14 protein-coding genes are annotated in these 13,176 nt (G+C 67.8%); 4 read left to right on the top strand and 10 right to left on the bottom strand.

Annotated features, from left to right (window positions below; translation table 11 throughout):
* The first annotated feature begins 46 nt into the window (after positions 1-46).
* Genes ABC319_RS15425 through ABC319_RS15415 form a run of 3 tightly spaced genes read left to right on the top strand, consistent with a single transcriptional unit; the run spans position 47 to position 2,452 of the window.
* Positions 47-250, top strand: coding sequence for a hypothetical protein (locus tag ABC319_RS15425; protein WP_413071071.1), 204 nt, complete (start codon positions 47-49; stop codon positions 248-250).
* A 2-nt stretch (positions 251-252) separates the two neighbouring features.
* On the top strand, positions 253-1,362 hold the full coding sequence (locus tag ABC319_RS15420; RefSeq protein ID WP_413071070.1) for an acyltransferase family protein: 1,110 nt from the start codon (positions 253-255) through the stop codon (positions 1,360-1,362).
* A gap of 25 nt (positions 1,363-1,387) precedes the next feature.
* Positions 1,388-2,452, top strand: coding sequence for a ribonucleotide-diphosphate reductase subunit beta (locus ABC319_RS15415; protein WP_413071069.1), 1,065 nt, complete (start codon positions 1,388-1,390; stop codon positions 2,450-2,452).
* A gap of 523 nt (positions 2,453-2,975) precedes the next feature.
* Here ABC319_RS15415 and ABC319_RS15410 read toward each other — a convergent pair.
* The 7 genes from ABC319_RS15410 to ABC319_RS15380 all read right to left on the bottom strand — a co-directional run bounded on the left by ABC319_RS15410 (position 2,976) and on the right by ABC319_RS15380 (position 7,456).
* Complete coding sequence (locus ABC319_RS15410; RefSeq protein ID WP_413071068.1) at positions 2,976-3,263, bottom strand: type II toxin-antitoxin system RelE/ParE family toxin; 288 nt, start codon at positions 3,261-3,263, stop codon at positions 2,976-2,978.
* Positions 3,253-3,471, bottom strand: coding sequence for a hypothetical protein (locus ABC319_RS15405; protein ID WP_413071067.1), 219 nt, complete (start codon positions 3,469-3,471; stop codon positions 3,253-3,255). Before ABC319_RS15405 ends, ABC319_RS15410 begins: the two co-directional genes overlap by 11 nt.
* Position 3,472: 1 nt before the next feature.
* On the bottom strand, positions 3,473-3,799 hold the full coding sequence (locus ABC319_RS15400; protein ID WP_413071066.1) for an HNH endonuclease family protein: 327 nt from the start codon (positions 3,797-3,799) through the stop codon (positions 3,473-3,475).
* A 635-nt stretch (positions 3,800-4,434) separates the two neighbouring features.
* Positions 4,435-5,061, bottom strand: coding sequence for an opacity protein (locus ABC319_RS15395; RefSeq protein WP_413071065.1), 627 nt, complete (start codon positions 5,059-5,061; stop codon positions 4,435-4,437).
* 244 nt (positions 5,062-5,305) lie between these two features.
* Positions 5,306-5,818 (bottom strand): hypothetical protein, encoded by a 513-nt coding sequence (locus ABC319_RS15390; protein WP_413071064.1) that lies wholly within the window; start codon positions 5,816-5,818, stop codon positions 5,306-5,308.
* Positions 5,815-6,156, bottom strand: a complete 342-nt coding sequence (locus ABC319_RS15385; protein WP_413071063.1) for a DNA primase — start codon at positions 6,154-6,156, stop codon at positions 5,815-5,817. Before ABC319_RS15385 ends, ABC319_RS15390 begins: the two co-directional genes overlap by 4 nt.
* A gap of 70 nt (positions 6,157-6,226) precedes the next feature.
* On the bottom strand, positions 6,227-7,456 hold the full coding sequence (locus tag ABC319_RS15380; RefSeq protein WP_413071721.1) for a multidrug effflux MFS transporter: 1,230 nt from the start codon (positions 7,454-7,456) through the stop codon (positions 6,227-6,229).
* An 89-nt stretch (positions 7,457-7,545) separates the two neighbouring features.
* Between ABC319_RS15380 and ABC319_RS15375 the strand changes: the two genes are divergently transcribed.
* The gene (locus ABC319_RS15375) at positions 7,546-8,526 is read left to right on the top strand and encodes an isopenicillin N synthase family dioxygenase (RefSeq protein WP_413071062.1); all 981 of its coding nucleotides are present in this window, start codon (positions 7,546-7,548) and stop codon (positions 8,524-8,526) included.
* 66 nt (positions 8,527-8,592) lie between these two features.
* On the opposite strand, the gene ABC319_RS15370 is transcribed toward ABC319_RS15375, so the two are convergent.
* The 3 genes from ABC319_RS15370 to ABC319_RS15360 all read right to left on the bottom strand — a co-directional run bounded on the left by ABC319_RS15370 (position 8,593) and on the right by ABC319_RS15360 (position 13,112).
* Complete coding sequence (locus ABC319_RS15370) at positions 8,593-9,828, bottom strand: M20 metallopeptidase family protein (protein WP_413071061.1); 1,236 nt, start codon at positions 9,826-9,828, stop codon at positions 8,593-8,595.
* Positions 9,829-9,840: 12 nt separating this feature from the next.
* Positions 9,841-11,490, bottom strand: a complete 1,650-nt coding sequence (locus ABC319_RS15365; RefSeq protein ID WP_413071060.1) for a helicase HerA-like domain-containing protein — start codon at positions 11,488-11,490, stop codon at positions 9,841-9,843.
* Between the two features lie 89 nt (positions 11,491-11,579).
* Complete coding sequence (locus tag ABC319_RS15360; protein ID WP_413071059.1) at positions 11,580-13,112, bottom strand: Do family serine endopeptidase; 1,533 nt, start codon at positions 13,110-13,112, stop codon at positions 11,580-11,582.
* Positions 13,113-13,176: the final 64 nt, after the last annotated feature.

Here is a 13,176-nt window from a genome sequence, read left to right as displayed (position 1 = left end):
CTGCAAAGGGTCCGGGTCGCCAACGCACCGGGCAGGAGTTGGTCGCATGACATATGGCGTCGTCATCATGTATCTGGTCGCCGCCGTGCTCGCGGCGGCCGGCGCGTTCATGCTCCTCCGCCTGCGGTCGGCCCGGATCACCGAGCGGCAGGTCTATGCCTATCGCATGGTCGGCATCATGGCCCTGTCGGCCGGCATCGTCCTCGCCATGTCGGCGACGGCGATGTGGTCGTGGAGCGTGACGGAGTAATCATGACGACGGCCCCCACCAACCGCGACGTCGCGACCTGGCTCGACGGCACTGCCGCCGCCGCCGCCAATCCCGAGGCGCGCAAGCTCGATGCCTATCCGCATCTCGACTGGCTGCGCTTCGTCCTCGCGTCGGTCGTGCTGCTCGACCATTCGGGCGTCCATTTCCCCGGCCCGATCGACGGCAGCCTCGCGGTCGCGGCGTTCCTGGCGCTCAGCGGCTGGCTGATCGGCGGCATCCTCCTGAAGAGCGACCGGGCCGATCTGCCGCGCTTCTTCTTCAATCGCTCCACCCGGATCTGGGCACCGTATTTCACCGCCATCCTGCTGTTGTACGGCACCGCCGCGGCGATGCGCGGCATCGACGGCAACTGGTTCAAATACCTGTTCTACGACGTCACCTTCACCCATTACACCTTCACCGTCTTCCCCCGCGCGCTGACGGAGATGCCGCTCGGCGGCACCGGCAATCATTTCTGGAGCATTTCGGTAGAGGAGCAATTCTACCTCGCCGCGCCGCTGCTGATGATCTTCACCCGCTGGGGCAAGTCGGTGGCGACCTGGCTGGTCGTCGCGGCGGTGCTGACGGCGATGCAGTCGGTCTTCACGCCGATCGCGCTGGGCGTGGGGGCAGCGGCGCTGAACGGCGACCGCCCGATCATCGACACCGCCGGCAAGCGGTGGCTGGCCGCGCTGGCCGCCGCCCTGTTCTTCGCGGTCGCCTGGCGGTGGAACGTCCAGCCGTTCCGCGCCCTGTTCGCCGTCTCGCTGGTCCTCGCGCTCACCGCGCCGGGGCGGCGCGACCGGCTCGGCGTCCTGGCCGGCGGGGTTTCGTATCCGCTGTACCTGCACCAGTGGGTCGGCGGCTTCGCGGTCAACCTGGCGACGAAGATCGTGCCGCTCGCCATCCCCGGCGCCGTCCGCATCGGCGTGGTCTATGCCGCCAGCCTCTCGGTCGCGATCGTGCTGTGGTGGCTGGTCGACCGCAACGTCATGCTGCACCGCAATCGCTTCTACACCCCCGCGCTGGGGAGGACCTGCGCGATTATCGCCTATCTGCTGGTGGCCATCGGCCTTGCCGGCGGCCTCACCCTTCACCTTCTCGGCTACTGAGCCGCGTCTTCACCGGAGTAATCCCATGTCCCTCCTCCAAGCCTCCAAGCAGTACAAGCCCTTCGAATACCCTTGGGCGTTCGAGTTCTGGAAGCGTCAGCAGCAGCTCCACTGGCTCCCCGAAGAGGTGCCGCTGGGCGAGGATTGCCGCGACTGGGCGCAGAAGCTGACCGATCACGAGCGCAACCTGCTCACCCAGATCTTCCGCTTCTTCACCCAGGCCGATGTCGAGGTGCAGGATTGCTACCACGAGAAATACGGCCGCGTGTTCAAGCCGACCGAGATCAAGATGATGCTGACCGCGTTCAGCAACATGGAGACGGTGCATATCGCCGCCTACAGCCACCTGCTCGACACGATCGGCATGCCCGAGAGCGAGTATGGCGCCTTCCTCGAGTACGCCGAGATGAAGGAAAAGCATGACTACATGCAGAACTTCGGCGTCGACAACGATCAGGACATCGCCCGCACGCTCGCCATGTTCGGCGGCTTCACCGAGGGGGTGCAGCTCTTCGCCAGCTTCGCAATGCTGATGAACTTCCCGCGCTTCAACAAGATGAAGGGCATGGGCCAGATCGTCACCTGGTCGATCCGCGACGAGAGCCTGCATTGCGAGGGCATCATCAAGATGTTCCACACCTTCTGTCAGGAGCGCCAGTGCCTGACCAAGGCGGTGAAGGACGACATCGCCGACGTGTGCCAGACGACGATCCGGCTCGAGGACAATTTCATCGACCTCGCGTTCGAGATGGGCCCGGTCAACGGCATGACGCCCAAGGAGATCAAGAAGTACATCCGCTTCATCGCCGACTGGCGGATGGGCCAGCTGGGCCTGAAGCCGATCTACATGATCGACGAGCACCCCCTTCCCTGGCTCGCCCCGATGCTGAACGGCGTCGAGCACGCCAACTTCTTCGAACAGCGCGCCACCGAATATTCGAAGGCCGCGACCAAGGGCCAGTGGAACGACGTGTGGGACTCGTTCGACAAGCGCCAGAAGGCGAAGGTGGTGAAGCCGGCCAACGAGGATTTGGGTGCGGCCGGAGACATGGGTGATATGTTCTCGCGGGCTGGCGTGGCGGCGGAGTAAGGCGCGCCGCGCGTCGGGTCAGCGCCTGCGCTGACCTGCGTGTCCGGCGGTGCGCCCGGCCGGCGGCGCTTCGGGCGCCGACCGACGGGATGGGCTTTTGCCCATGCCGGTTCAGTGTAACAACATGTCGTCCAATTCGGACTTTTCTGTATCTGACCTGCGCTGCCTTTACTTCTAGTCTGCCCTTCCAACGTCAAAAGGAATAGGCGGGATGGCAAGTTATTATGTGAATAACCGACAGCAATCGAATGGCGATCATGAAGTGCATGTTGAAGGCTGCCGCTATTTTCCGAGCGACCGGAAATACCTTGGGAACTTTGCTTCATGCGGTCCGGCCGTTACCGAAGCGCGGAAAACGCATTCCCGCGCCAATGGCTGCGCGACATGCTCTCCCAGCTGTCACACGACCTGATTGAGCGGACACGATCTGGCTCGATCCTGCCAACCGAAGTCGACACGTCGTCTGATATACCAGACTGTCGACTTCGCTCGGTATTGAACAAATTGCCACGACGCGACTTCATCAGCGCACTGGCGGATACAGTCGCCGCGTGTGCAACACCGTCAGCACGTCGACCTCGCTCTCCGATGCCACCGCATAGACGATCAGATACGGCAAGCCGACGACCGAGAACTCGCGCGTTCCTTCGACCTGACCTGCGCGGCCAAGCAACGGAAACTGCCCGAACATCATGGCCGTTTGTACGATCCGGCTGACTACGCGATCTGCCGCCGCGACGTTGTCGTCGGCGATCCAGTCACGGATTGCACGCAGATCGTCGCGTGCCTGCGGCGTGAAACTAACCCTCAAGCGACAGGTCGCGTAATACCTGTTCGACGGGGATCATCGTCGCCCGATCGCGGCTCTGCGCCAATCCCCGCTCGACCTTCGCGCGCTTCCATGCGTCGTATCCGGCATCCTGCGATGCCGGCTCCGGCTCCACCTTCTCGCGCTGATCGATCGACGATGCCATGCCGGCATAATAGGTCGATGCGTACCGATTGCCAGCCCACTTCATCCTACCGCCCCCGTCTAACCGGCACCGAAAAGTCAGCCGGCTTGTCCGCCACCCACGCCACGAACCGCGCGATCGCCGGGTGCGCGCGCAGCACCGCCGGTTCGGCATAGTCCCGCGCCAGTTCCGCGTTCGCCAGCGTCGCGTGGATCGTCCGGTGGCAGATCGGGTGGACCGGCGCGGTGGCGCGGCCGCCCTCGCTCTTGGGGACCAGATGGTGCCACTCCACCCGCCGGCCCAACGGCCGCTCGCATAGCGCGCACGCCTCTGCCGGCGCGGCCTCGGCGGCGGCGCGGGCCGCGGCTGCCGCCAGTCCTGCCTTGCGCTTCACCCGGCCCGTCATCCAGCGGATGTGGGTAGCGGCACGCGCGGGCGAAAGCCCCCGCGCCTGTCCTACACGGGGCCATCGGCGTAGGGAGGACGGTCGGTCCAGGGGGAGCCTTCGCCATGCGTGTCCACGATCACCACCGCGCCGCGAGGCCGCGCGGCCAGGGCCGTTCGCCGGCTCCCGCGATCGGTCGCCTTCCTCGCCATTCGCCACAACGCCCCGCCGGGTGCCGCCCCGGAAACGCCCGGCATTCCTTGCCGCAGGCCGCCGCGCGCGTCGCTGGGTCGCTCGGACGTCCGCCGCAGGACACTACCCCGAACGACCCTCAACATTCGCGGCCATGCGCAACCCCACGCGGTCCTCAACTTCCTCAACATTCGCGGGCCAAGGCCCGGCGGCAGGCCGCACGCCACCCTCAACATTCGCCGCTACGCGCCACCCCGCGCATCCCGCAACTTCCTCAACATTCGCAGGCCGAGGCCCGGCGGAAGGCCGCACGCCACCCTCAACATTCGCCCCTGCGCGCCGACCCGCGCAGCCCGCAACTTCCTCAACATTCGCCGTGTGCCGGACACGCGAAAAGGGCGGGGCGGCCCATCGGCCACCCCGCCCCGTCCGGTCGTTCGATCAGGCGCGGTTTAGAAGTGCGCGACCAGGCCCGCCTGCGGGCGGAAGCTGTCGGCGCTGCCGAAGGTCGAGACCTCGAAGCGCAGGCGCACGCCCGAATTGCCGGTCAGGCCGCCCAGGCCGATGTCCTTCGGGCCGACTTCGGCACCGATGCCATAGGTGATGGCGTCGTAATCGGGGCTGTTCTTGCCGAACCGGTCGAAATTCACCCAGCGATAGCCGACCTTGCCATAGAACAGGCCGCTCTCGCCGGCGCGGAAGCCGAAGCGGCCGGCGGCGCCGTAGCCCCAGTCGATCGCGCCATCGACGCCCTTGGTGACTTCACCCTCGGCACCGACGAACACGGGGCCCAGCGGCACGTTGGCGCCGACGATGCCGGTCACGGTCGCGCCCTGCAGCTTGCTGCCGCCGATCGGGGTGGAGGGGATGCCGTGGCCGGGGTTGCGGTCGAAACCTTCCCAGCCGCCCATGACGGCGACATAGGGCTCAAAACCGAACGCGCCGGTGCCGTCGGGGGCGCCCGTCTCGGTCGTGGCAGGGGCGTCGGCGGTGGTCGCCGGATAGGCGTCCTGCGCCATGGCGGGGGCCGCGACGACCGCAGTGGTCAGGGCGGCGGCGGCGAGGAGGATGTTACGCATGTGATGTAACCTTGATCTGCTTCAACAACCGGATTGTGACGGCACTCCGTCTGATCCAGGCATCGCAGAAGCCACCAGCCTCATGAAGGTTGCACCGCAGCAGCGGTTAACCTCGACAAACTTCCATCTGTTGCCGGAACACCACGGTTTCTGTCGTTCCCATGAACGAATGCTGGCGGAAATCGGGCAAAAAGGCGGCGCTGCACTGCAAGAATTTGCTAAGTCTGACACGATCGGGAGAAGATCAATGCCGCTCCAGATCCACCGATCGTATCCGCCAGTCGTGGACGCGCGGATCGTCGGCATCGATGCCGTCGGCCACCCGGTGCACCACCGCCCGGCCCCGCGCCGAGCCGATCGCGAACGGCACGGTCAGGTAGCGCTGGCCCATGCCGGCGTCGCCGTCGACCGCCGCGTCCACCCGGATCGGGGCGCCCTGCCCGGCGTTCCGTCCGGCGGCGGCGATGGCGGCCAGCACCTCGGCGCCAGCGTCCGGATCGCCGTCCCACCCGTCGAGTGCGGCAGTCTGGTCGCCGGCGACCGCACGGGTCAGGAACAGGCGGACGACTCCCTCCGCCGCCTGTGGCGAGGCAGGGTCGATGGCGGCGGGCGGCACGGTGGCGGCGGGCGCGGGTGTCGGGCTGATGGCGGCCTTCGTCGGGGCCGATGCGGCGGGAGTATCGCCGGCAACCGGCTGCTCGCCCGAGCAGCCGGCCAGCACGGTCGCCGCCGCGATCGCCGCGGCGATCGTCCTCACGGCTTCAGGGCGGCGTCGTCGCTGTCGTCCAGCTCGTCTTCGTCGACCTCGCCATTGTCGAAATCGCCCTGGACGTCGTCCTCGTCCATATCGTCCTCGTCCATGGTCACGCTGGCGTCGGTCTCGCCGACCTCCTCGGAGTCCATGTCCAGCTCGTCGATCGGCTCGTCCTCCTCGTCGTCGTCGCCCAGGTCGGGGTTCAGATCGGTCAGGACCAGGCCGTCGCTCGGCCCGTTGCGCGTCGCCTCCAGTATCTCGGCACGCTGGCTCTCGTCATAGCCTTCCTCGTCATATCCGTCGTCGCCCGATCCCATGCCGGGTACCTGATGACCGCCCATCTCGCGCTCTCCTTGCTTGATACAGGGGGCGAACGGCAGGCGGGGTGCCCGGGTTCCGTGGGCGCGCGCGTCAGCCGCCGAACAGCCGCCCGCGTTCGGTCAGGCCGACCGCGCCGAGCGCCAGGATGCCGACCACCAGGAACCCGCCGACCATCGGCATCGTCGTCCCGTCGAACGCCAGCCCGATGACCGCGCCGATCGCCACGCCGGCGGTGATGCTCATAAAGCCCTGCACGCTGGATGCGGTGCCCGCGATGGCGCCCATATTCTCCATCGCCATCGCCGAGAAGTTCGAGGTGGCCAGCCCGAAACACGCCATCGTCAACGCCTGCAGCACCGCGAACACGATCAGGCTGTCCCGCCCCGCCGCCGCCAGCGCCAGGTGCACGCCCGCCAGCACGATCAATCCGATGACGGCGCTGTGCGCGATCCGCCTCGTGCCCAGCCGCATCACGATCCGCGCGTTCAGCAGGTTCGCCGCCGCCATCGTCGCCGCCGTCCCGGCGAACACCGCCGCCAGCAGCTGCGGCCGCTGGAAGATGTCGAACATGATCTGCTGGATGGAATTCAGATACCCGTACAGCCCGCCCATCAGCATCGTCGACGCCAGTGTATAGCCCAGCGACATCCGGTCGGTCAGCGCGATGCGCCACCCGCCGACGATCCGCGCCGGGGCGATCGGCAACACCGCGTGCGGCCGCAGCGTCTCGGGCAGGCGGAACCAGATCCACGCCAGCAGCGCCGCGGCCGTCCCCGCGATCACCCAGAAGATCGCCCGCCAGTCGCCGAACAGCAGCACCAGCTGCCCCACGCTCGGCGCCAGGATCGGCACGACCATGAACACCATGAACGCGATCGACATCACCCGCGCCATCGCCCGCCCGTGATAACAGTCGCGGACCAGCGCCACCGTGGCGATCCGCGTCGCCGCCACCGTCGCACCGCCGGCGATCCGCGCCGCCAGCAGCAGCGTGAAACTGGCCGACACCGCCGCCAGGATGCTCGCCACGACATACGCGCCGATCGCCCACAGCAGCACGCGTCGCCGGCCGTAACGGTCGACCAGCGGCCCGTGGATCAGGTGAGCGACGCCGAACCCGCCCAGGAACGCCGAGACGACGAATTGCCGCCGGTTCTCGTCCGCGACGCCCAGCGCCTCGCCGATCGCGGGCAGCGCCGGCAGCATTGCATCGGTACCCAGCGCGCCCAGCGCCATCAGCGCCGCGACCAGGCAGACGAACTCGACGAAGCCGATCGGCGCACCCGGCAGGTCGGGCGTGGGGTGGTCCGCATCGGTCATGATCCCCGCGCCGGCGGGCGAGATCGGCGTAACCCTATCATCGGGCATGGCTGCGCGGTATGACGACGTATTCAAGAGGATAGCAGGCCATGCTCGACACCCCCGCCGCCCCTGTCGCCGAAGACACGACCGCCGACGTTCCGACGCTCAGCCTCGCCCAGCAGGACAGCGATCCCGCCGGCTTCGCCGCCGCCTTCGGCCAGTCGTTCGAGCGGTTCGGCTTCGCCATCGTCGCCGATCACGGCGTGCCGCAGGACCTGATCGATCGCGCCTGGGCCGAGACTCAGGCCCTGTTCGCCCTGCCCGACGACGAGAAGCGCGGTTACCACACTCCCGGTGGCGGCGGCGCGCGCGGCTACACGCCGTTCAAGACCGAGATCGCCAAGGGCGCCTCCGCGGTGGACCTCAAGGAATTCTGGCACGTCGGCCGCGAACTGCCGCAAAGACACCGTTTCGCCGGGCAGATGCCGCCCAACATATGGCCCGCCCGTCCGGAGGGGTTTCGCGACACCTTCGTCGAGCTGTTCGCCGCTTTCGACCGGGCGGGCGACCGGCTGCTATCGGCGATCGCCCGCCATCTGGGCCTGGCGCCCGACTGGTTCGATCCCGCCGTCCGCGATGGCAACAGCGTGCTGCGCCTGCTCCACTATCCGCCGATCCCCGCCGATGCGGAGGGCGTACGCGCCGGCGCACATGAGGACATCAACCTCATCACCCTTCTCCTCGGTGCCGAGGAGGCGGGGCTGGAACTGCTCGATCGTGCCACTGGACGCTGGCTGGCGGTGAAGCCCCCGGAGGGTGCGATGGTCGTCAATGTCGGCGACATGCTCCAGCGGCTGACCAACCACGTCCTGCCCTCGACCACGCACCGCGTCGTCAATCCACCGCCCGAGCGGCGCGGCCATTCGCGCTATTCGATGCCCTTCTTCCTGCATCCGGCGCCCGATTTCCTGATCAAGACGCTGCCGCAGACCGTCACCGCAGCCAATCCCGATCGCTATCCCACCCCGATCACCGCGCACGATTATCTCCACGAACGGCTGGTCGAGATCGGGCTGATCAAGAAATAGGGATACCGGCTTTCACTTCCTCACGATGTCGGACCTGATCGGCATCATGATGAGGTGGCCCGACGCTCAGTCGAAGCCGCGCTCCAGAAATTTCGTCGCCATCGCACAGTGGAGCGCGATCCCCTTGGCCATCACGCTCTCGTCGATGGTCATCCGCGTGTTGTGCAGCGGCGGGTTGGCGGCCGGATCGCTCCCCGCGGGTGCTGCCCCGATAAAGGCCATCGCGCCGGGAATCTCCCGCAGGACATAGGCGAAATCCTCGCCGCCCATCATCGGCGCCTTCATCATCTGGTACGCTCCTTCGCCCGCCAGATCGATCGCGGTACGTCGGAACATCGCCGCAGCGCGCGGATCGTTCATCGTCACCGGATAGCCCTTGTCGATCCACGCCTCTCCCGTCGCGCCGTGCGCGGCGGCGACATGCTCGACGATCCGCTTGAACCCGGCATGCATCGCTACCCTCGTCTCCTCGGACAGGGTTCGCAGCGTGCCCAGGATCTCCGCCGAGTCGGGAATGATGTTATGCGCCGTTCCGCCCGCGTGGAGCGAGGTGACCGACAGCACCGCGGGATCCTGCACGGGGATCCGCCGCGCGATGAAGGTCTGCAACGCCAGCACGATCTCGCACGCGATCGGCGTCGGATCGACATTCTCGTGCGGCATCGCCGCGTGCCCGCCCCGCCCGACGATGCGCGCGTGGATCGTCTCCGCCGATGCCAGCAGCGGGCCCGGCCGCGTCACGACCACTCCCGAGGGCATGTTCGGCGAGATGTGGAGCGCGAACGCAACGTCCGGCGCCGGATCGCCGAGCAGCCCGTCTTCCAGCATGAACCGCGCGCCGTGATGGCCCTCCTCGCCCGGCTGGAACATGAATACGATCGTGCCCGGCAAGCTCTCGACCCGCGCGCACAGGGTCTTCGCCGCGCCGACCAGCATCGCCGTGTGCGAGTCATGCCCGCAGGCGTGCATCCGGCCGTCGATCGTGCTGGCGAACGGCAGCCCCGTCTCCTCGCTCATCGGCAGCGCGTCCATATCCCCGCGCAGCAGCACGGTACGGCCATTGTCGCCCGCCCGCCCCGCCCCCCCGCGCAGGATCGCCACCAGCCCCGTCGTCGAAGGACCTTCGCGAAACTCCAGCGGCAGGCCGGCCAGCGCCGCCTTGATCTTCGCGGTGGTCAGCGGACAGTGCAGTCCGATCTCAGGTTCCGCATGGATCGCCCGGCGCAGCGCCACCGTCTCGTCGAATACCGTGTCCGCCGCATCGGCCCACTCGCTGCGGGTCCAGTCGAGGTCGAGGGTCATCGATAATCTCCGTCAGCCGCGAAACAGGTTGCCGAGCACGCCGCGGGCGATCTGCCCGATCAGCCCGCCGCCTCCCGCTCCCGACGAGCGACGGCGCGTTGCGGTTCCGAATACCTGCTTGCCGATCTCGTTGGCCACCTGCCGCCCGATCGACGAACTCGCCGCGCGGGTCGCGGAACTCGCCATCTTCGTCCAGGAGCTGTTCGCCGCCTGCCGTTCCTCCAGCCTTGCCTGCCGGTCGGCCTCGCGCTGCGCCGCCAGCCTCGCCCGTTCGGCCTCCTTGGCGGCGCGGGCATCGTCCTTGGCCTTGATCGCGGCGTCCCTGGCCGCCTGGTCGTTGGCCTTGGCCGCTGCGGCTGCGGCCGCCGCCTCGCCCGTCTTCGCGGCGAGCAACTCCTCGGCCGACTCGCGGTCGATGACGTGATCGTACTTGTCGCCCACCGCATCCGTTTCGATCAGCAGCTTGCGCTCCTGCGGCGTCACCGGGCCGACGCGACTGGACGGCGGCTTGATCAGCGTCCGCTCCACCGGCGACGGCGCGCCATCGGGCTGGAGCAGCGACACCAGCGCCTCGCCTACCTTCAGCTCGGTGATGGCGGTTGCGACGTCGACGCCCGGATTGGCGCGAAACGTCTCCGCCGCCGCACGCACCGCCGCCTGATCGCGCGGCGTGAAAGCGCGCAGGGCGTGCTGCACCCTGTTGCCCAGCTGCCCCGCGACCTTGTCGGGGATGTCGAGCGGGTTCTGCGTGATGAAATAGACACCGACCCCCTTCGACCGGATCAGCCGCACGACCTGCTCGATCTTCTCCAGCAGGGCGTCCGGCGCCTCGTCGAACAGCAGATGCGCCTCGTCGAAGAAGAACGCCATCACCGGCTTGTCGGGATCGCCCACCTCCGGCAGCTGCTCGAACAGCTCGCTCAGCAGCCACAGCAGGAACGTCGCGTACAGCTTGGGCGACGCCATCAGCTTGTCCGCGGCCAGGATGTTGACGATCCCCCGTCCGTTGTCGTCGGTGCGGATCATGTCGGCGAGCTCAAGCGCCGGCTCGCCGAAGAAATGTTCGCCGCCTTGCGTCCGCAACTGCAGCAGCGCGCGCTGGATCGTGCCGACCGACTGTTTGGACACATTGCCGTACGTCGTCGTCAGCTCCGCCGCCCGTTCCGCACAATGCGCCAGCAGCGCCTGAAGGTCGTCGAGGTCGAGGAGCAGCAGCCCCTCCTTGTCCGCCAGGTGGAAGGCGATGGTCAGCACCCCCTCCTGCACCTCGTTCAGGTCCATCAGTCGTGCCAGCAGCAGCGGCCCCATCTCGCTGACGGTCGCACGCACCGGATGGCCCTGCTCACCGAACAGATCCCAGAACTGCACCGGATTGTCGCGGTACGCCCAGTCGGTCTCGCCCACCTCCGCCGCCCGCGCCGCGAAGGTCGCGTGCATCTTGGCCAGCGGCGATCCGGCCATCGCCAGTCCCGACAGGTCGCCCTTCACGTCGGACACGAAACTGGGCACGCCCGCCGCCGAGAAACCCTCGACGATCCCCTGAAGGGTCACCGTCTTGCCGGTGCCGGTCGCCCCCGCGATCAGTCCGTGGCGGTTGGCGCGGCGAAGGTCGAGCGCCTGCGGCTTGCCGCCGCCGAGCCCGATGAAGATGACGTCGTTCATGGTGCCAGCCTACGCCCGGCATCACCCAAAAGGAAAGGGCCGCCGCTCACCCGAGCGACGGCCCTACTGTCATCTACGCCGAGACGGGCTCAGCTCTTGACCCGCACCGGGATGAAGCTGGGGGCGCCGCGCCCGCGCTGTGCCAGCAACAACACCTGCGGGCGGCCCGCCGCCTTCGCCTGCTGCACGATCGACGCCAGCTCGGCCGCGGTGCGGACCGGCGTGCCGTTGACGGCGGAGATCACGTCGCCTCGCCGCAGCTTGTTCGCCGCATCGCTGGCCGGATCGACCTGCGCGACCACCAGGCCCTGCACCGTCGAGTCGACACCTACCTGGCGGGCGATCTGCGCCGTCAGCGGCTGCACCGTCAGGCCCAGCGGGCTCGACGCCGGCACGGCGGCGGTCGGGCCGTCGTTGCTGTCGTCGCCGAACGTGTCGCCCTGACCGGTCAGCGCCGCCAGTTGCTGATCGGTCGGGCGCGCCGCCACGGTCACGTTCAGCGTCTGCGGACGGCCGTTGCGCAGCACGTCCAGCTTGGCCGTCTGGCCCGGCTGCACGTTCGCCACGAGATAGGAAAGCGTGTTTTCCGGCGTCACCGGCCGCCCGTTGACCTTGGTCACCACGTCGCCCGGGCGAAGCCCGCCCTTGCCCGCCGGACCATCAGCGGTCACGCCCGCGATCAGCTCACCCTGGTTCTTGGCGATTCCCAGCGCCGCCGCCGCATCGGCGTCAACCGGGCCACCCAGCGTCACGCCCAGATAGCCACGCTCGATCTTCCCACCCTTCATCAGGGTGTCGATGATCGGCTTGGCCTCTTCTGCCGGGATAGCGAAGCCAATGCCGATATTGCCACCGGACTGCGAGAAGATCTGGCTGTTGATGCCAATCACGTCGCCGTTCAGGTTGAACATCGGGCCGCCTGAATTGCCCTGATTGATCGACGCATCGGTCTGGATGAACCGGTCGTACGCGCCGCCCTGGCCGGTGACGCGGTGCACCGCCGAGACGATGCCGGCGGTCACCGATCCGCCCAGTCCGAACGGATTGCCGATCGCCACCACCCAGTCGCCGGCCCGCGCACGCGCCGAGTCGCCGAACTTGACGAAGGGCAGGTTCGCGGCGTCGATCTTGAGCAGCGCGAGGTCCGACGCCTCGTCGCGGCCGATCAGGCGCGCGGTATATTCCTTGCGATCGGGCAACGTGACGGTGATCGACTCCACCGTCGCACCCTGCGCGGGAGCGACGACATGGTTGTTCGTCACGACATAGCCATCGGCGGAGATGATGAAGCCGGAGCCCAGCGACTGGCCCTCGCGCTTCTGCGGCTGGCCACCGCCCTGCCCGGGCATCTGGCCGAAGAAATTCTCGAACGGCGTGCCGGCGAACGGATTGGTCTGCTGACGAGGCGCCTGGATGGTCTGCTTGGTCGAGATGTTGACCACGGCCGGCTGCAGACGCGCGACCATGTCGGCGAAGCTGCCCGGCGCGCCCGCCCGCGGTGCCGCGGCCTGGATCGCGCCCGGCTCGTTCTGGGCGGTCTGCGCGGATGTCGGCTGCAGGGCGAGCGTAGCGGTCGCTCCGCCGAGCAGAAGTGCACTGGTGATGGCGTAGGCGTAGCGCACGTGTATCAGTTCCTCTCGTTCGTCGTTCGAACCCGGCGGTTCATCGCCGAAATCGGCTGAACGA

It is taken from the genome of Sphingomonas phoenicis (genome assembly GCF_047238005.1).
In the GTDB taxonomy this organism is placed as follows: Bacteria; Pseudomonadota; Alphaproteobacteria; order Sphingomonadales; family Sphingomonadaceae; genus Sphingomonas.
The sequence above is the reverse complement of the archived record's forward strand: the minus strand, read 5'-3'. Positions and strand labels throughout refer to the sequence as shown.